Origin of the sequence: Streptomyces sp. NPDC006458 (assembly GCF_040612135.1) — a bacterium.
In the GTDB taxonomy this organism is placed as follows: domain Bacteria; phylum Actinomycetota; class Actinomycetes; order Streptomycetales; family Streptomycetaceae; genus Streptomyces.
In genome coordinates, this window is record NZ_JBEXPR010000042.1 from 35,365 (window position 1) to 53,833 (window position 18,469).

Consider the following 18,469-nt stretch of genomic DNA (forward strand, 5'->3'; position numbering starts at 1 on the left):
CCGCTGCCGATCAGCGCCCGCGATCCGTCCTGGCTCGGGTGCGCCGCCGCGGCCGGTGCCCCGGCAAGTGGAACTGGCAGACATCCCAGCACCCCTACTCCTGCAGCATCGCCGATGTGCACTTCACGTGCTTGATCACGAAGGGAGCAGCACCTTGGATGCCGCAGCAGCAGCCCCGCCCCTGACCGGCCAGGCATTCGGTGCTGCCGAGGTGATCGGTGTGTTCGCCGCTCTGGTGCACGCGGCCGGCTGGCTCTACGCCCACTGGTGGGTACTCGCCCTGGCCCTCACGGTGGTCTGGGCGGGAGGCGAGTGGGCTGTCCGCTGTCTCGCGGCGCGTGCGTCTGCGCAGCGGATGGCGCTGGAGCTGGTGGCGTCGCGGCATTTCGATCCGGGGCTGGAGGAGATCTTTAGGCGGGGTGTGCAGCTGGCGCGGGCGTCGACGTCGATGCCGTGGTGGGTGCCGCGGCGGGCGAAATGCGTGCAGGTGCGGTTGCGGGCGGACGGCTCCCGTGCGCTGCGGTACCGGATCGAGGGCCCGGCCGGGGGTGAACGGCTGCTGTCGATCACCCCGTTCGGGCCCGACGTCACCGTCACCCGGGCCGGGCGGATCGCGGACACGCCGCGTGTGCATACGGTGCGGGCGGAGTTCGTGCTGCGCGGCAAACCCACCGCACCCCTGCGCGACGTCCCCCTCGCCCCGGATCCTTTGCAGCCGCTCGTGGACGCGGTCGCGGACCTGCGCGCCGAACTCGGTGACCTCGCCGAGATCCGCCTCGCCATCCAGCGCGCCCCCAAATGGGTCCTGCGCGCCCGCCGTGTGCAGCTGATGGCCGCCGCACGACGGCGCGAGCGCCGGGAGGCGCAGCGTGCGGCGCGCTGGATCCGTCAGGACGCGGGCCGGATCGAGGACTCCCTGCCCTGGCAGCTGCAACAACTCCTCACCAGCAACAAGACCGGGACGGGGTCGGGGGCGGGTGGGGGGCGCAGGCTGGTGATGCCGCCGGTGCCGCGGCGGGTCGATCCGGTGGAGGCGCTGGGCAAGCTCGCCGAGGACGATCATCTGGTGCGGGTGCAGCTGCTGGTGATGTGCGCCTCCAACACCGAAGGCCGCGCCCAGGCGCGCCTCGCGCAACTGCAGGCCGGGCTGGATGTGTTCGGGGGACGCTCCAGGTGGGCGATGCGGGGCTGGCGGGTGGGGCCGTGGCGGATCGGCGCAGACCGCTGGCCCACCCGGCGCGGCTTCGAACGCCGCTGGCACCTCGGCCACTGCCAGCCGCCCCGCCCCAACTGGACGCGGCTGGAAGAACTCACCGGCCTTTTGAAGCCTCCGACCGTGCACTGCCGTCTGCCCGTGCTGGCCGCGGACCTGCCCACCTTCACCTTCGGCGACCCCGCCCTGCTGCTGCAGGGCATCCACCACGGCCCCGACGGGCGACGGCGCCTGGTCGCCACCTGGGCCGGTGAAACCCTCTTCGAGGTCGGCGTCGGCAAGGCCGGCGGCGGGAAGACCGAACGGGCCCTCGCGCAGGCGATCGGCTGGGCGCACGCCGGGGGCGGACTCGTCTTCGTCGACCCGCACCGCGACTCCTGGCCCCGCGCCGCCCCCTTCCTCGCCCACGAGCATCTGATGCACCGCATCGCCCTCATCGACCTCAACGCCCTCGGCCCCGACCCCCGCATCAGCTCCTGGAACCCGCTCGGCATGCACTACGGGCAGCACCCGCACGAGGTGGTGGAAGCGGTGGCGGACGCGTTCGCCTCCGTACTGGCCTGGGACGACGCGAACGCGCCGCGGGCGCTGACCATCCTCACCGCCGCCCTCACCGTCCTCACCGCCGTGAACGAGACGGCGTGCCGGGCCGGGCGGCCCGCAGACCAGGCCACCCTCTTCCACATCCGGGCCCTGCTCACCGAGACCGCCTTCCGCCACGCTGCGCTCGCCGCGGTCGCCGACCGGCTCGATGCCGAGACCCGCGCCTGGTGGACCACCGTCTTCCCCAGCCTGGCTCCGGACGCGTTCGCCGTGGTCCTCAACCCGATCGCCCGGCTGGCCGCCAACCCGGTCACGCGGGCGTTCCTCGGCCAGGCAGAAGGCGTCTACAACATCCGCACCGCCATGGACACCCACATGATCGTGTGGATATGCCCCGGCGGAAACGGCCCCACCGACCGCCTCATCACAGCCCTGCTCGCCCGGGACCTGCTGCGCGCCGCCCGCTCCCGCCGCGACACCCCCGAACAGCGGCGGGTGCCGTTCCGCACCTACTTCGACGAGTTGATCACCCTGACCGGGGCCGCGCCGGAGACCATCGCCTCCATGTTCGAGGACCTGCGCAAATACCGGTGCCACGTCCACGGCATGACCCAGCTCCTCTCACGGCTTCCCGCACCCGTCCGCCAGTCCCTGCTGCAGAACGCCTCCACCCTGGCCACCACCGCCGGCTCCGTCTCCGCCGTCGCACCCGTCACCGCCGAATGGGGCGACACCCCGAGCGCCGCCCGCGTCGCGACGATGAACCGCTACGAGCACTACGTGTCCCTCACCGTCCGCGGACACCGCATCGGACCCGTCCAGCTGCGCGGGCCGCATCTTGACGACGTGTACGCCGACCACGCCCGGCCCCGCCAGGTGCCCGCCCTGGAACACGCCGCCCACGCCAACGCCGACGCCCACCCCCTGACCCACCTCACCCACCGCGCAGCCGGGCAACTCGCCCGCGTCACCGCCTTCCTCACCACCCACACCCCCACCGGCACCCGCACCCGCCCGGCCGGGCCCGCCGCCAGGAGGGACACCGAATTCGGATGACCGCCCGCCAGCCACAAGGGCCGCACCGCACGGCGCAGGCTGCTCACGACGTCTTCGCCGTCCTCGCGGTAACCTGCGGCCCGACTCGGGGGAGGCAGAGCCGGATGAACTGCAACGCAGAGAGATCCGCACGCATCGCTGCCATGCAGGAAACGGCCCGGCCCTTGTGGGAGTCGACGCGCGACACCGCCGCACTCCAGCAGTTCCTCAAGGATCAGGGCTGCCATGGGGTCGACGCTGTCCTGGTGACGATGGGCCTGCTCAACTGCGAACTCGGGGAAGCCCAGCGAGCGTTCATGGCCGCCCCATGCCGTGAAGCCGAGCGGCAGTTCCACAACCAGGCCGTGGAACCGCTGTGGTCTCATCGGTGGAGCAGCACGCGGTGAGGTTGTGCCGCTGTCAGTCGTAGTCGGGCGTGGGCTGGTCGAGGCGGCCGCCCTGGTGCGGTGTGGGGAGGTGGTTCTTCGCGCCGTGGGGCAGTGCGGCGAAGCACGCCGGTGAGCAGGCGTTGACGAGCAGGGGAAGCACGTCGGTGGCCACGCGCAGGGAAATCCACGCCTGCTGGAGTCTTGGCCCGGCCGGGCCTTCGCAGACACTGCAGTTGTGGATCGCGGTGACACCCCATCGCCTGGGATCCAGGTCCTCCCGATCGGGGTCCGCAGGCGGGTCCTGGCCCGGCTGAAGCCTGGGGAAGGGCGGCCGCAGCTTCTCGTTGCCGAACAGCGCCCGCGTGCTCACGGTGCTGCGTGTCAGCTTCCGGCACCGGGTGATCTCGTAGGGGAACCAGTGCAGCCGGTAGGAGGTGTAGGGGGTGAACTCCTCCAGGCTGGTCATGGCTCCGATCTCGGGCGGAATCCGCACCAGGTTGCTGCCGTACAGCACAAGATGCCTGACCGCCGTCAGCGAGGCGATGCTCGGCGGCAGCGTGACCACCTCCCGCCGCTCCTGCGGGCTGAGCCCGGTCAGAGGACGGAACTCCTCGCGCCCGTCGGCGGCGGCCTCGTCCACCAGCTCCAGCAGGCGCCGCCAGCCCTGAGCAGAGGTGTCCTGCCGCTCCCCATGGAACCCGACACGGGCACGCGGGCGCGGCCGGGACTGGTCGAAACACGAACACGCATCCTGGCGCAGCCCGAACCGCTGCGGATCAGGAGGCGATGTGTCACCCCAGCGGTTCACATAAAGCCCCGGCTCTTCCTCACCCGTCACAGCCGCCACGATACGGACACCGCCGAGAGCCGCTCCAGCGGCCCTGCACCCCAGCCAGAACCAGGATCAAACACTCGCACGGGGAACCACGGCCGGCCGCCGTACCGGCCCGTCCGCGTCACCGAGGCGCCCCGGCCCCGACAGCGAGCCGCCGAGCTCGCCCGCCCTCCAGCCCGATCCAGACCGCCGCCCGATCCGACGACACCACACCGGCCGAGCAGTTCAGCCCCCTCACCCCTGCACCGACAACCGCCCCGCACGCCAAACACGACACGGAGGAGCAACGATGAACGCCGGCCAACACGCCCGCACCAGCCCCGGCACACGCGCGGACACCGCCACGACGACCGGCACCGACACGGATTCCGGTATCAGCACCGGTGCCGGTGCGGCGGCAGTGGGGCACAAACCCAGTCCGCGCGACCCGCTGCCCCACCAGTTATTGACCGCGCTCGCGCAGCACCGGATGGCCACCACAGACCAGCTCCGCGCCATGCTCCGCCCCGGCACAGCACGCCAGACCGTCTGGGAACCCCTGAACACCCTGCGCCAGGAGCGGCTCGTCGACTCCACGGTGCTGCCGGCCTCCCACGGCGCCCGGGCCTGGTACCTCACCGGCAAGGGCGCCCGTCTCACGCGTGAGCTGCCCGCCCTGCGCGGCCGGCCTCCCTACCCCGTCACCACCGCGAACGCCGCCTCCCTCAAAACCCCCCACACCCTGACCACCGTCCGCGCCCACCTCGCCTTCGCCACCGACGCCCGGGAGCGCGGCGACGAACACGGCTACCTCGACTGGACCCCCGAAGTCGCCCACCCCCTCGGCGACCGCGAACACCTCATCGCCGACGCCGTCATGCACTACACCCTCCACCACACAAGCCACGACCACAGCGAGAACGAGAGCGAGAGCGAGAGCGAGAGCGAGAACAGCGAAGGCGAGAACAGCCAGGACCGGGGCCGGGGGCGGGGCCGCACCAAGATGCGGGCGTTCATCGAGATCGACCGCGCCACCATGAGCAGCGAACGCCTCGCCGCCAAACTCATCGACTACGCCCGCCTGCACACCTACCAGCCCCGCCCCGCCAGACACACCCCTCAGCCGGCCGGGCCGGCCTGGCTGCGCCGCTACCCCCTCTACCCCCGGATCCTGTTCATCCTCACCGGCGCCTCCCGCCGCGTCCTGGACAACCGCATCCACGACCTGCAGGCCATGACCGCCCAACACCCCCACGTCACCGCACTCGCCCACCACGTCCCCCTCGGCGCCGCCGTACTGGAAGACCTCGAAACCCACAGCCCGCAAGGCGACACCTGGACACCCCTCACCGGCGGACCACCACGCCCATGGACCGAACTATGAACGGGCACGCGACCACACAGCGGCACTGCCTTGCTGCTCGCGGCGCTCACACTTCGGCGGGATTCCCGCTTCGCGGCCATGATCTGGCGCGGGGTCCATCCCCGCAGCTGCTGGGAGCAGGGCGGTGTGACCGGCGGGGCTCTCGCCGAGGCGGGTCCGTCCCCGCGAGTGGCGAACGTTGAGGGTCCCGGTGGTGGCGGGGTCGGGGGGTTGCGGGTGAGCAGGCTCCACCTCATGAGGTGCAGCACGGTCGGGGACTTGGCGGTGAGCAGGCGCGCGAAGCGCGCAGGCCGTAGCCGGACAGCAGTCAGTTGCCGTGTAGCGGGCGGCGTTCGTCTCCTTCGGGTGCCGGTTCGGTCGTGGCGTGGGATGACTTCGCGGGGCTACCCGGCTGCCGAGGCCAGGGCTCCTGGGCCGATGGGGTGCCCCTGGCACGACGGGGCCCATTCCCTGAGCCGGTTGGCCAGGTTGTCCGAGAGGTCGTTGAGGTAGCTGTCGGGGTTCTCCGCGGCGCTCGCCGCCGCGCGTTCCAGGTCGCTGAGCGCCACCATCTGAATGCCGTGGACCAGCTCCTTGTGGCGGAACTGGCACAGCCGGTCGAAGACCACCTTGATGAGCTTGCCGATGCAGCCGCGGACACTCTCCCGGGGCTCCGCCTGCCAGATTCCGTAGAGCCGTACCGCGACTGACCGCAGCGCGCCCTCGTTGGGTTCGCTGGCGGTGGCCATGCGCACGAGAGCCTCGACGATGAGGAGTTTCGTCTTGGGCCGGTAGGCGGGATTCCACGAGCCGTCCACCGCGCTCGGCCAGTGCAGAGACTGGCTGACATTGAGCTTGCCGGCGTGACGGCACAGCAGTTCGGCCGCGACGAGCTGCGCGTTCGGGGAGGTCGAGCGCAACGCGGCATCGATCACCAGGATCGCCGTCTCGTCCGAAATCCTCTTCTGTTCCTTCTCACTCTCCTCGGCCCACAGGTCGACGAGGAGCGCCACGGCAAGGTCGGCATTGTCGAGTTTGGTGAGCGCGAGCAGTCCGGATGCCATGCCTGCCGGGTGCGCGGCCGCCGCATCGGGGGGAGAGACAAGCTGTCCGGCCCGCATCGCTGCATCCAGCCTGAGCTGGCGCTGCTGATCCGCCTGCTCCTGGGCCAGGCGACGCTCGGTCTGGCGGTTCAGCATCAGTCCGATCAGGGACACAGATGCAGTGACCAGTACCCCGGCGAAGGTCAGAACGGCAGTGAGCCGGGAGGTACTCCCCCGCCCGAAAGCGACCGGGCTGAGCAGCAACACCGCGGGCAGAGCCGCGACCAGGACCACAACGCCAAGAGAAGCCGCGGCCAGCTTCTTGCTGTCGTCACTCATATGGAGCCCCCGTCCGAGGTCGCCTGCGTTACGAGCCGCGATGCTTCGCTCGCCTCGAGACTTCCCCGCTCGGACCGGATTGCCCGCACATAGATCCGAGATTCATCCAAAAACCCTTGCGCTTTGCTCACGCGAAGATTTACGTTACCGGCGTGAAGTAGATACCACCCCCCATCTTCCGCATAAACAGGCGAACTTCAGGGATGCCCCGGTGAACCACACCCAAGCATGCATTCGCAGCAACGAAGACTCCTTACCCTACCGGTGGCCAAAGCCACCAGGGACGTCTGCCGCATCGGCGACGCCTGGGTCCTGCACGCCACCGGCGACTTCGACGTCAACGACTTCAACCTCGTCCGCGAGCAGTTCACCCACCAGCGCGTCACCCTCGACGGCGATGTCATCACCGTCTGGCCCCGCCTGCGGGAGACGGCATGACGAGACCCCACCACCTCCGCCACCGCCGGCCGGCTGCCGCAGCACTGGCGGCAGCCCTCGCCCTGCTCGGCACAGCCGCCACGGCGGGCTGCGGAAGCGGCAACGACGACGCGGACGGCCGGGCCCGGCCCACGACCGCCACCACCGGGGCAGGCGGTCAGGCCCAGCGTCAGACGCAGGAGCAGGCACGGCCGCTGGCCGTGATCGAGGGGCAGCATCAGATGCTGCTGACCATCACGGGCGCGGTGCGTGATCCTGGCGGGTTCCTGACCGTGCGGGGCACGCTGGCCAACCAGGGTGCGCAGACGCTGGAAGTTCCCGCGGGGCTGCGCGGCAACGAGAGCAAGGTGCTGCGCAACGGGCAGTCCCTCGGCGGCGCCACCCTGGTCGACTACCGCGAACGCAAGCGCTACTACGTGCTGCGCGACACCGACGGCCGGCCCCTGACCACCACCAGCGTCGACTACCTGAAATCCGGCGAAAGCATCCCGGTGTTCATGCAGTTCCCGCAGCCACCCGACACCACCCGCGAAGTCGGCTTCCAGCTCCCGCAGTTCGACACCGCCACCATCAGGATCGGGCCGTGACCCGCGCCCCCGCGGCCAGCGCCCGGGCCGCCCGCCGCACGGCACCGGCCGTCACCGCAGCCGCCGCTCTCGCCGCCCTCGCCAGCGCGCTGCCCGCAGCCGCCGCCCCCTCCCCCGGCCCGGATGCCGCCCACGGTGCGCAGGGCGTCAAGGCGATCGACACCGGTGATCCCGATCTGGCGCTGCGCGAGGGAGCCCATCTGGCCACACCGAAAGTCCTCCCCCTCGAGGCGCCCCGGCTCGCGATCGACCTGCTCGTGGAAAGCGTCCCACCCGGCCAGGCACCCGGCCCGCAGCCCGGCACGCCCGCCACCCGGACACCAGCCACCCCCGGGACACGGCCCGGACGGCAGGACCACGAAACGGACAGCACTCCCACACCCGGCGCCGAGAGCACACAGGACACCCCGTCCCGCCCTGCAACAGACCCCGCCACATCGAGACCCGCCGAAGACGTCCCGGCTGCGGCGCAGGAGCCGTCGGCCCTGACCGGCCTGATCGGCGGCGGATACCTGGCCGCCGCAGCGGTCACCGCAGCCCTCGCCCTGCGCCGCACCCGCCGAAACCGCACCACCCCACCGGCAGCACCCGCCACCGCCAACACGCCGGCCGACACCGACGCGCCCGACGCCCAGGCAGCGGACACCGCAGCCACCGGCCGGCTGGACATCGCCCTGCGCGCCCTCGCCCACCACGCCCGGCAGGCCGGGCAGCCCCTGCCCGGCCTGCGCGCCGCCCGGATCATCGGAGACACCATCGAGGTGCTCCCCGACGACGCCGCAGTCCCGCCGGCGGGGTTCGCCACCGGCGCCGACGGGTGGTGGGTGCTTCCCGCCGGTGCAGACCAGGCTGCCGCAGGGACAGGCTCCGACGCCGTCGGGGCTCCGTACCCGGCGCTGACCGCCATCGGAACCACCGCGGACGGCAGCCTGCTGCTGCTCGACCTCGCCCGGCACCCCGTCATCGCCCTCGACGGCGACACCGACGCCGTCCTCGCCGCGTGCCGCTCCCTCCTCCTCGAGCACGCCCTCAGCCCCTGCGCCGGAACAGCCCGCCTGATCACGGCCGGCTTCGCACAGGACCTCGCCCCGCTCCTGCCCACAGCCCGCATCACCGCAACCAACGACCTTGACGACGCCCTGCACGAACTCAGCGAACACCTCCTCGAGGCAGCCCAGTTACCCAGTCCCGAGCAGCAGCCCTGCCTGCTGATCTCCACCCGGCCTCTGGACCCACAGGCGGCCGCCCGCCTCACCGCACTCCTCGCGGCGCCCGGCCGTCCCCCGATCACCGTCATCGCGTCCGCAGGCAGCACCGGTGAGGTCTTCCCCGACGCCCTCGTCCTGGACGCCGCAGCCGACGAGGCGCAGCACGTCGAAGCCGTCGGCTGTGACGTCGTGCTGCAGCGCATCGACGACGACGCCTACCAGCACGTCATCCGCACACTGGAAGCACGAGCCTCCACCAGCAGCGACCCGAGCAACCTGCCCTCAGCCACCACCCGCACGACCGGCCGGACACCGGCGCCGCCCAGCGCCGGATCGGACAGTGCGAGCGGTGCCCCTGCGGATGCGGTCAGCAGTTCAGTGCATCCGTCACACCACCCGGACCAAGGGGTCGGCACGGGCGCAGACACCAGTGCGGGCGGAGTGTTCCCGTCCCTGCTCGCCGCCGCGTCCACCCGCACACCCCAACCCCGGCGCCGCCCCTCCCCCACCACATCCGCGGATCCCGGCAACAGCGGGCCCGGCGCGCAGCCGGGCCGGACAGGTGATCCGTACGCGCCCGAGATCCGGGTCCTGGGCCCCCTCGAGGTCGACCGCGTTCCCGACACCGGGCACGGACCACGCGCAGCCCAGCTCGCCGCCCTGCTCTACTTCCACCCCCACCACAACGCCGACACCCTCTGCACCGCCATGGACCCCCACCACGCGTGGGGCATCAGCACCCTCAACGCCCGCCTCAACGGCCTGCGCCGCCACCTCGGCGACGCACCCGACAACACCCCCTACGTCCCCCGCCGCCGCCACGGCGACGACCCCTACCGCCTCCACCCCGCCATCCGCTGCGACCACACCCGCTTCCAGCACCTCACCCACCACGCCCACAACCGCGGCCCCGACGCCCTGCCCGACCTCGAACACGCCCTCACCCTCGTCCGCGGACGCCCCTTCGGCGACCGACCACCCGCCTGGGCCGAACCCCTCCAGCAGCAAATGACCACCGCCATCGCGGACACGGCCCACCTCGTCGCCACCCACCGCACCACCCCCGGCCCCCGCCAGAACCTCACCGCAGCCCGCCACGCCGTCACCACCGCCCTCGAAGCCGGAGCCCACAGCGAACGCCTCTACCGGACCTGGATGACCATCGAACACCTCGACCACAACCACGCAGCCCTGCACACCGTCATCGACCGCCTGCAACACCACAGCCGGCAGCTCGGCACCCCCCTCGAACCCGAAACCGAGCACCTCATCCAGCAACTCCTCACCCCCACCCGCCCCTGACCCCCGCCATGACCACCACACCACCACCCGCAACCCGCCGTGCACCGCCACAGCGGCCGCACCGACATCAGCGCCCGCGACGGCCCGACCCCGACGGGGCAGGCTCCTCCGCGAAGCCGCACGCCACGGCGTCCACGACCGGCGCCGCCCCCGCCCAGACCCACCCGACTCACCCGGCCCAACCGGGCGACCCGGCCGAGCCGGCCGACCCGGCCCAACCGGCCGAGCCGGCCGGTCGGGTGGGGACGGCCGGCCTCTCGCCGGTGCAGCGCGCCCTGGCTGTGCTCATCGTCCTGGGCACGGCCGCCGTGGCGGGGATCGGTTTCGCCGGGTCGTACGCGGCCATGCGCGAACTGGCCGCGCGGAAGGGCTTCGGGAACTTCTCGCACGTCTTCCCGATCGGCATCGACGCCGGCATCTGCGTCCTGCTCGCCCTCGACCTGCTGCTGACCTGGATCCGCATCCCCCTCCCGCTGCTGCGCCAGACCGCCTGGGTCCTCACCGCCGCGACCATCGCCTTCAACGGCGCCGCCGCCTGGCCCGACCCGCTCGGCACCGCCATGCACGCGGTGATCCCCATCCTGTTCGTCATCGCCGTCGAAGCCGCCCGGCACGCCACCGGCCGGATCACCGACATCACCCACGGCACACACATGGAAGGCGTCCGCCCCATCCGCTGGCTCCTCAGCCCGCTGCCCACCTTCCTGCTGTGGCGACGCATGAAACTCTGGGAACTGCGCTCCTACGACCAGGTCATCAAGCTCGAACAGGAACGCCTCGTCCACCAGGCCCGCCTGCGCTCCCGCTACGGCCGCAACTGGCGCCGCAAAGCCCCCGCCGCATCCCTCATCCCCCTGCGCCTCGCCCGCTACGGAATCCCCCTGACCCAAACCCTCCCCGCCGGCCACAGCGAATCACCCAAGCAACACCGCCTCGACCGGACCACCGGAACTACGCAGCACCACAGTGCGGAGTCGCTCGAGACCGCTGCATGCCAGGACCTGCAACCAGCTCAAATCGAGGACGAAAGCCGCACCACGGCCGTACGGCAGCACGAATACGGCGAAGTCCAGCCTCCCACAACGGTCGAGGCCACGGCCGAGCAGCCGCTATCCGACGATCCCTCCCCCCAAAAGTCAGAGACAGACATCAGCGCGGCAGCACAGGCAGCCAAGAGCACCCGCAGTCCCGCCGTCGGCCCCGCAACCGACGACGCACCGCCGCAGGGCAACACGCTTCGGGGCCAATCGCAGCTCACCACGGTCGACCGCTACTACCTCGCCTGGAAGAACTACCAGACCCAGCACGGCAGAGAACCCACCCCCGAGCAACTCTCCACCCACCTCGCAGACAACGGCATCCACAGCCGCGCCCGCGGCAAACCGGTCAGCCCATCCACCCTGCGCCGCTACTACCTGAACTTCCGCGTCTACACCCACTGGGCCCAACAACGAAAACGCACCCCGACACCGTCACCCGACACCACAGCCCGGAACTGTACATTCCACGGAATCACCGCACAGCACAACAAACCCCTCAAAGCCGCCTACATCACCGAACACGCACGCGACTTCGAACGCCGCTGGCAGACACTCACCGCCACCAGTAACGATCACCGTCGACACCCGGACCCCCGGTCGCCGGCAAACCCCCGCCGAAGACCACACCGCCACCACCCCGCCCGGCCGCCCCGGCCGAGCGGCCCCGGAGGACCTGACCGTCCCGGACACCCGCCGGAACCGCGCCAACACGCGAGACCACAAGTCCGCGGGGCCCGGCCGGCACTGGCCATCCCCCGAGCCCACCCATGGCCTTCGTACTCGCGCTGGACATGCCGGTGCCGGGCCTGACACAGCCAGCAGAAGATCATTTCGGGAGGAGTTCCAACAGCCGACAGCAGTGCGGACGATACTCATGCCAGGATTGGGCCATGCCCAACGGAACAGCCAGCAGTAAAGAGCACACAAAGCCCGCCTGAACTACCAGCTCAGGAAGAGTGGTCCCCGCGCAGGTCTGTACGGTGAGCGGTGTAACTCCCGAGCTGGAAGCGACAGTTAATAACTGAGGTCTTTCAGCGTTGCCGCTCCAGAGTGAGGACCGCTGCTGCGATTGACGTCATTCGATTCGGGCTGCACCGCGCGCTTTGCGGAAGATCCGCCAGGACTTCAGGCGGGCAACGCCGCCCTCGACCGGGGCCCGCGCCTTCGACAGCGCCCGGTTGACGGTCTGTTGGGTGAGCGTCAGCTCGCCTCCGGGAGGCCGTCTGGCCGGTGTGGTTACCCACTCGCCGGCACCGATGTAGGCACGGTCGGCCAGGATCGGCACCCCCTGGCGCTCGCAGATCCTGATGATCCGATGGGCACGGGCCGCGGTCAGGTCATGGCAGCGCCCCGGCAGGGCCGGTGACAGCCACAGCACCTCGCCGCGTGGGTCGGTGACCACCTGCACGTTGACCCCATGGCGGCGGTGCTTGGCCGAGTAGTCGGCGCGGCCCTCGCCGAGGCGGTCGCACTCGGCCAGGGTGCCGTCGAGCAGGACGAACTCGGGGTCTGCCTCGCGCAGAGCGCGCAGCAGACCGGGCGCACGGGCGGCCAGGAGATCGATGACCGCGGTGGTGTAGGCGTGCGCGGTGCCGACCGAGATGCCGAACCCGGCGGCGATCTGCGCGAGGGGCTCGTGTTTGCGCAGGTACACCAGAGCGACCAGAGCACGCTGGTGCGGCGGGAGCTTGCAGCGACGGTCACCCTCGCGGGTGACGATGAGCATCGTCACCCACTCGATGAGCGCATGGGGCAGGTCGAGTGCGGCAGGATGAGGGACCAACAAGGCTCCTGCGCCGATGGGTTGAGACTTCGAACACCTCCCTCAACGGCACGGGAGCCTTGTGCGTTCTGGCCACAGTGCCTGTCACTCGATCGGTGGCCGCCCTGAAAGACCTCACTGTGTTCACAAGCGAGTTGACATCCACCACAAGATCATGGCCGCTGATGGCTACTGGCCGTCACCACCGACTACGGGCCAGACCCGTTAGATTTACACTCCCCACCCGCAGTGTTCGCCGCCGTTGCCGTCAACTACTGCCGTCAAGCCCCTCAGAAGCCTCGACAGTACGCACCTGACTGGGCTTCCAATTTGCTGTAGCGTTGGGAAAATCACGGGCGAATGCCCATGCCCGCGGAAGATCGCTGCAACAAAGGAAGCCACCTCATTCCAAATCTGGGCCTCGATCAAGAAATTCGGCGGCGGCTACGACCGCCTCCATCAAGCTGCCAGCGTCGAAAGACGAACCAGACACTGAAGTATCTTCGACGCGATAGCGACCGCCATCCAGAGGCTTGATGTGAATCTCGCGCGATCCCTGCACTCCAAGATTCGTACTGAGCCGCAATGTCCCATGACTCAAATTCGGGAACAATCGACGGAGGCGATACTCGACGTGAGCGGCCTCCACAAGAGGTCGCTCGTCTTCAAATATCTCCGAATTCAAAAGCCAGTCCCACTGGGCCGGGACCGGATCACCCGCCTCCCGCGCCTTAGCGAGTCGCGTCAGCGTCATGAAAGGAAAATTCTCTGCGAACTCGCCTACCGACATCCCATCACGCCACGCCACAGAGGCAGCAACCAGAGCAGCGAGATCATCGGTGGCACCTTCCGCCCAGACAAACCGGCCCTCTTGGACACCAACGAAGAATGTCCTTGTGGACTCGTCGAGCCACACCAAGACCTTTCCACGACTTGAATCCACCTGCGCGGTGGAGATCACGCCCGACCCAACCTCGGATTGGCTGCGCACTCCGGCCAAATCGAGGCCGACCTTATCTGCCGCCTCGGTCATGGCCGAAGATAGCGAGCCAGCATCCCGAATCTCCGGATAGAGATCGAAGTCGATCATTCCCATCAGCGCTACACCGTCCACAAACTCAATCTATGTAGGGGCGAATTCTACCGAACGAACCCCAGTCAGGTTCCGGCACTGGGAATTCAACGAGAGAACCGCGCTTACCCGGCCGGTAGAACTTGATACTGTCCCACGAACGTCCACCATGAACCACAGACCTTGCAATCATGCCCATCTCGACATCTGTGGCATATGGGTGCCCCGGGGTAAGCCCGTCCCTCGCAGCGTCAGCGAAAGACCCAAGTCCCTTCATGTTTACGTGAAGAGTATTGCTAGTATCCCTGATCGCCGCCTCTACCGGCCCTTGCCAGCCTTCCAATTTCCCGAAGTGTTTGTAGCCCAGCTTTTCGGCCCACTCGTAGGTGCCTTCACCCTTCAGGCCCAGCGCAACGTTGCAATTGTGAACGAGTACTGGAGTCTGTCCCGCCAGCACATAGTACGTGTGCAGATCGTCGACAGTGAAGTTATAGGTGTGAGCCTTCTTGATGAAGGGCCGGTTGGCCGTGACAGTGACCGTCGTACCGTCGGGCCTACGGAGCGCTGTTCCTGGGGCGATGTTGCTGGTGGGGACCCATTCGCCATATTGAGGCACCCAGAAGGGGTGATCTGCAGTGGCGGCGAGCGTCTCGTCCCCGAGAGGTGTCTCGATCGTCAGCTCGTTGAAGTGCTTGACGCTGTACTCGGTGATGATGACATCGGTGACAGTACGTGATGCAGTCTCACCGGTTTCAGGGTCTGTGGCGAGCACCTCGTCGCCGACCTTGATCTCTTCAATGTTCTTTGTGGTCTGATCTGCGAGGAGTACCTGGGTCCCGGCAAGGAAGCACTGATGGCAGTCATCGTCACCCCGTGACTTGCTGCGCTTCTTGCCCGGCAGGGGACCCCCAAATCCCCCCTTGGGGCCTTCGAGGCCGTACTGCATCGCACCGTCGACGCCGGCACGAACCAGTGCACCCCATTCGTAGTCGAGCCCCGCGGGGCACGATCCGCCCGCAGCGTCACACGCAATTCCCTTGGAAGCAATTGCGCTACTCGCGTTGAAGGGCTCCATTAGATCGGAGCATTCAGCCAGACTCCGTCGGGTGCATCTTGAACGGATCTGGGCATTGAAATTCTCGATGTACTTGGGGGCCTTACTCCAGTTAGCAGGAACATTGACGGTTGGAAATACTGTGATGTAGCCGTCACCGGAGAAATCCAGCCCGGACGTTCCCTCGTCCTCCCAAGTGAAGCAAGACGACTTGCACGGCTTGCCCAGAAGATCAGCGTTGTTCATCAGACCCGTGGGGTCCGAGTTGGAGATGGGGCTGTTGTTGGCGTAGGCGTACCCGTTCATCTGGATCGGGTCCGCGATGTCGATGATCGGGTCGGCGGAGATGAAGCGGCCGGTGGCCGCGTCGTACTCGCGTGCCCCGATGTGCGTCAGGCTGCTGGCGACGTCGTCGATGCCGACGCCGAGGTAGCTGCGCTTGTCGGGCCAGGCGGACGGCTTGGGGCCGCGGAGATCGCCGTAGGGCTTGAAGGATCGGCGGGTGACCGGCTGGGTGCCGGACAGTTCGACGGTCGTGTTTGCCGTGCCGAGGTGGTCGGCGATCATCGCGTTGAGTTTGTGGCCCGTCGTGGAGCCGTTGCTCGTCGAGCGGATGACCGTGGGGGCGCCGGGGTGGGCGTAGGCACGTGTGGCCCGGGTGATGTTGCCCGTCGCGTTCGTGGTGAGTTCCGTCTCGCCCAGGTAGAGAACCGAGCCGGCGTCGGAGCGTTCGAGGAGACGGTTGCCGGCCGCGTCGTAGATGTAGGTGGTCGTGCCTGCCGGGGTCCACTGCTGGGCGGTTGCGCCGGCGCACGCGGCGAGTTGGAGGTCCGTGCCGTCCGCGGAGTTGGCTCCGGGAACGTTCAGGCACAGGCCCGTACTCGGGTTGTAGAGGGACTTGTCGCTCGTGCGCAGGACGAACTTCTGCGCTTCGCTGCCGCTGGTGCAGGTGCTCAGCTGGACCTGGGTCCCGCTGGCTGTGGCGCACTTGCCCAGGGACTTCAGGACGTCTCCGGTGCGCTCCCACTGCTGGCCGCTGCTGCTGTTGCAGGTGTAGAGCTGGATGGGAGTGCCGTCGGCGGTCTGGCCGCCCTGGACGTCGATGCACTTGTCGGCGAGGCCCTTGATCGGGCCCGCTGCCGTCTGCAGTGCCCCGGCGGTGTCGAGGCGGCCTTCGTGGTTCCAGGTGAGGCTCTGGGTGGTGCCGCCGACCCGGCGCTCGGTGGTGTTGCCTGTTTCGTCGTAGAGGTACTCGCCGCCGCCCTTGCCGACGGGGTCGGTGGTGGCCTTCCTCATCGTGTGGGGTTGGTAGATGTAGGACGGATTCACGCCGTTTCCGGTGACCGTCTCGCCGTACGTGTAGGTGGACTTGACGTCCTTGGTCGCGTCGGCCGGGTCGGGCTCGGTCATCGTGGCGCGGTTGCCGAGCCAGTCGAAGGTGAAGGACTGGCGGTAGGCGGTGGCTCCGGAGGAGACCGTGCCCGTGTAGGGGGTGGTAGCCGCGAGCGAGGACGTCAGGGCGGCGTCAGGGGCCGTCGTGTCCGCGAGTTCGTTGGGGGCGTCGGCGACCGGGCCGGAGGAGATCGTGTTATTGCCGTTGTGGCCCCATGTGCTGCCGTTGGACGCCTTGCAGCCGGTGCCGAGTTGGTTGGGCGTGATGTTCGAGGTCCAGGCATGCACCAGTTCGCCCATGGCGTCGTAGGTGTAGCACTGGGTGTCCCAGGTGTCCGTGCCGGTGGTTCCGCCGAAGTTGGCGGCCTGGGAAGTGATGAGGCCCGAGGTGTCGTACGCGTAGTAGCTGTCGTTGACCCGGTTGGGGCTGGCTGTTTCGCGGTCCGTGACGGTGCGCTGAAGCCGTCCGGTGTGCGGGTCGACGAAGTTCGTCGTCCAGACGCGGGAGGGCTGCGAACCGGTGACCGTGCGCAGCGGCTCGCCGAGGGGTGAGTAGGTGACGTCGGCTGTGTACCAGGTCAGGCCGGACGTCGATTCGGGCAGGCCGTCGCTGGTGTAGCGGGTGATGACCTTTTCCTGCGCGAGGCCGCCCTTCGCGGGCAGAGTGACGGACTCCAGCTTCCCCGTGGGCGTGTACGTGTAGCTGTACGGGTACGTGCCGGAGATCCCGCCGGTCATCGAGTTGGCGGGGATCACCGTCTCACGGCTGGTGACACGGTTCTCCGAGTCGTAGCCGGTGACGCGGTCGGTGTAGTCGCCGTTGATCGTGTGCCGCGTCGATGCGTACGGCAGGCCCTTGCCGCCGGGAGCGTCGTCGTAAGTGAACACCTTGGAGGGAACAGCGGTCGCGCTGCCCTCGCGGACGTTCGTCACCCGGCCCAGGTCGTCGTACTCGGTGAACGTGTCCAGGCCGCGCTCGTTCTGGACGTGGTTGGGCCGGTCCGCCGCGTCGTACCAGGTGTCCGTGGTGCCGGTGTCAGGGTCCTTGGCCGAGGTGACGCGGCCTCGGGCGTCGTGGGTGTAGGTCCAGACGTTGTCGGCCGGGTCCTTGACCTGCCTGCGGTTGCCTCGGTCGTCGTAGCTGTACGCCGTGATGCGGCCTGTGTCGGACGAGGAGGTGGCCTGGTTGTAGTGCTTGATCTGCGTGACGCGGCCGAGTGCGTCGAAGTAGGTCAGCGTCCGGGGCGCGGTGGAACCGACAGGGTCGACGTAGGTGCTGGTCAGGTTGTAGTAGGTGTACGTGGCGTACTGGAAGTGCTCGTCGTGGTAAACCGAGGTCCGGTACTCGCGCTCCAGTCCGTCGTAGCGGTGCTTGGTGGAGCTCGGGATGACGCTGGTCGACCTCGGCCGGAAGAACTGGGTGTCCGGTTCCCCCTTGGCCAGGTAGGGGCTGGTCTTCTCCCAGACCAGGCCGTGGTCGTTGTAGGCGGTGTCGACGACGATGCGGCCGGCACCGTGAGCCTCGGTCTGCTCCTGGACCACGCGGGCCAGGCCGTCGTAGAGGGTGACCGTCTTGGCGTAAGAGCCGTCGTCCTGGAGCGTGTTGACGGTGACGGCGGCCGGGAGGTTCTCCGCGGGCGAGGCGACGGCTGATTGGTAGCCGATTGTCACGTTGGGTGTCTTGCCGCCGGTCGAGCGCGATGGTGACCAGCCCTTGACGAGGCGGCCGAGAGCGTCGTACTCGTAGCGCGTCGTCCGGCTGTTGGGGTCCGTGACGGTGTGAACTTTCCCCGTGATGCTGGACACTCGTTGCTTACGCTGCGAGGGCGTGTTCTTGCTCGTGTCGCTGCCGGGTCTCCAGCGGGGTGAGGTAGC

Annotated in this window: 11 protein-coding genes and 1 pseudogene; 7 read left to right on the forward strand and 5 right to left on the reverse strand. The window is 68.9% G+C overall.

Annotated features, from left to right (window positions below; translation table 11 throughout):
• Nucleotides 1-154: 154 nt before the first annotated feature.
• Together ABZZ79_RS36150 and ABZZ79_RS36155 are read left to right on the forward strand one after the other, a co-directional pair.
• Entirely contained in the window at nucleotides 155-2,812 is a 2,658-nt protein-coding gene (locus tag ABZZ79_RS36150) for an ATP/GTP-binding protein (RefSeq protein ID WP_356696283.1), read from the forward strand.
• Between the two features lie 143 nt (nucleotides 2,813-2,955).
• The gene (locus tag ABZZ79_RS36155; protein ID WP_356696285.1) at nucleotides 2,956-3,198 is read left to right on the forward strand and encodes a hypothetical protein; all 243 of its coding nucleotides are present in this window, start codon (nucleotides 2,956-2,958) and stop codon (nucleotides 3,196-3,198) included.
• Between the two features lie 13 nt (nucleotides 3,199-3,211).
• Here ABZZ79_RS36155 and ABZZ79_RS36160 read toward each other — a convergent pair whose 3' ends face one another.
• Nucleotides 3,212-4,018 carry a leucine-rich repeat domain-containing protein gene (locus tag ABZZ79_RS36160; protein WP_356696287.1) on the reverse strand — a complete coding sequence of 269 codons (807 nt, stop codon included), beginning with the start codon at nucleotides 4,016-4,018 and terminating at the stop codon, nucleotides 3,212-3,214.
• A 286-nt stretch (nucleotides 4,019-4,304) separates the two neighbouring features.
• Between ABZZ79_RS36160 and ABZZ79_RS36165 the strand changes: the two genes are divergently transcribed.
• Nucleotides 4,305-5,378, forward strand: a complete 1,074-nt coding sequence (locus ABZZ79_RS36165) for a replication-relaxation family protein (protein WP_356696289.1) — start codon at nucleotides 4,305-4,307, stop codon at nucleotides 5,376-5,378.
• Nucleotides 5,379-5,761: 383 nt separating this feature from the next.
• Here ABZZ79_RS36165 and ABZZ79_RS36170 read toward each other — a convergent pair whose 3' ends face one another.
• The gene (locus ABZZ79_RS36170) at nucleotides 5,762-6,739 is read right to left on the reverse strand and encodes a hypothetical protein (protein WP_356696291.1); all 978 of its coding nucleotides are present in this window, start codon (nucleotides 6,737-6,739) and stop codon (nucleotides 5,762-5,764) included.
• A 264-nt stretch (nucleotides 6,740-7,003) separates the two neighbouring features.
• Between ABZZ79_RS36170 and ABZZ79_RS36175 the strand changes: the two genes are divergently transcribed.
• The 4 genes from ABZZ79_RS36175 to ABZZ79_RS36190 all read left to right on the forward strand — a co-directional run bounded on the left by ABZZ79_RS36175 (nucleotide 7,004) and on the right by ABZZ79_RS36190 (nucleotide 12,124).
• Nucleotides 7,004-7,177 carry a hypothetical protein gene (locus ABZZ79_RS36175; RefSeq protein WP_356696293.1) on the forward strand — a complete coding sequence of 58 codons (174 nt, stop codon included), beginning with the start codon at nucleotides 7,004-7,006 and terminating at the stop codon, nucleotides 7,175-7,177.
• Nucleotides 7,174-7,764 carry a hypothetical protein gene (locus tag ABZZ79_RS36180; RefSeq protein WP_356696295.1) on the forward strand — a complete coding sequence of 197 codons (591 nt, stop codon included), beginning with the start codon at nucleotides 7,174-7,176 and terminating at the stop codon, nucleotides 7,762-7,764. Before ABZZ79_RS36175 ends, ABZZ79_RS36180 begins: the two co-directional genes overlap by 4 nt.
• The gene (locus ABZZ79_RS36185; RefSeq protein ID WP_356696297.1) at nucleotides 7,761-10,274 is read left to right on the forward strand and encodes a bacterial transcriptional activator domain-containing protein; all 2,514 of its coding nucleotides are present in this window, start codon (nucleotides 7,761-7,763) and stop codon (nucleotides 10,272-10,274) included. Before ABZZ79_RS36180 ends, ABZZ79_RS36185 begins: the two co-directional genes overlap by 4 nt.
• A gap of 344 nt (nucleotides 10,275-10,618) precedes the next feature.
• Nucleotides 10,619-12,124 carry a DUF2637 domain-containing protein gene (locus ABZZ79_RS36190; protein ID WP_356696309.1) on the forward strand — a complete coding sequence of 502 codons (1,506 nt, stop codon included), beginning with the start codon at nucleotides 10,619-10,621 and terminating at the stop codon, nucleotides 12,122-12,124.
• Nucleotides 12,125-12,345: 221 nt separating this feature from the next.
• On the opposite strand, the pseudogene ABZZ79_RS36195 reads toward ABZZ79_RS36190, so the two are convergent.
• The 3 genes and pseudogenes from ABZZ79_RS36195 to ABZZ79_RS36205 form a co-directional block, all read right to left on the reverse strand.
• Nucleotides 12,346-13,097, reverse strand: a pseudogene (locus tag ABZZ79_RS36195) (transposase family protein).
• 382 nt (nucleotides 13,098-13,479) lie between these two features.
• Nucleotides 13,480-14,190 carry a DUF6193 family natural product biosynthesis protein gene (locus ABZZ79_RS36200; RefSeq protein ID WP_356696299.1) on the reverse strand — a complete coding sequence of 237 codons (711 nt, stop codon included), beginning with the start codon at nucleotides 14,188-14,190 and terminating at the stop codon, nucleotides 13,480-13,482.
• A 4-nt stretch (nucleotides 14,191-14,194) separates the two neighbouring features.
• Nucleotides 14,195-18,400, reverse strand: coding sequence for a ricin-type beta-trefoil lectin domain protein (locus ABZZ79_RS36205; RefSeq protein WP_356696301.1), 4,206 nt, complete (start codon nucleotides 18,398-18,400; stop codon nucleotides 14,195-14,197).
• Between the last annotated feature and the right edge of the window lie 69 nt (nucleotides 18,401-18,469).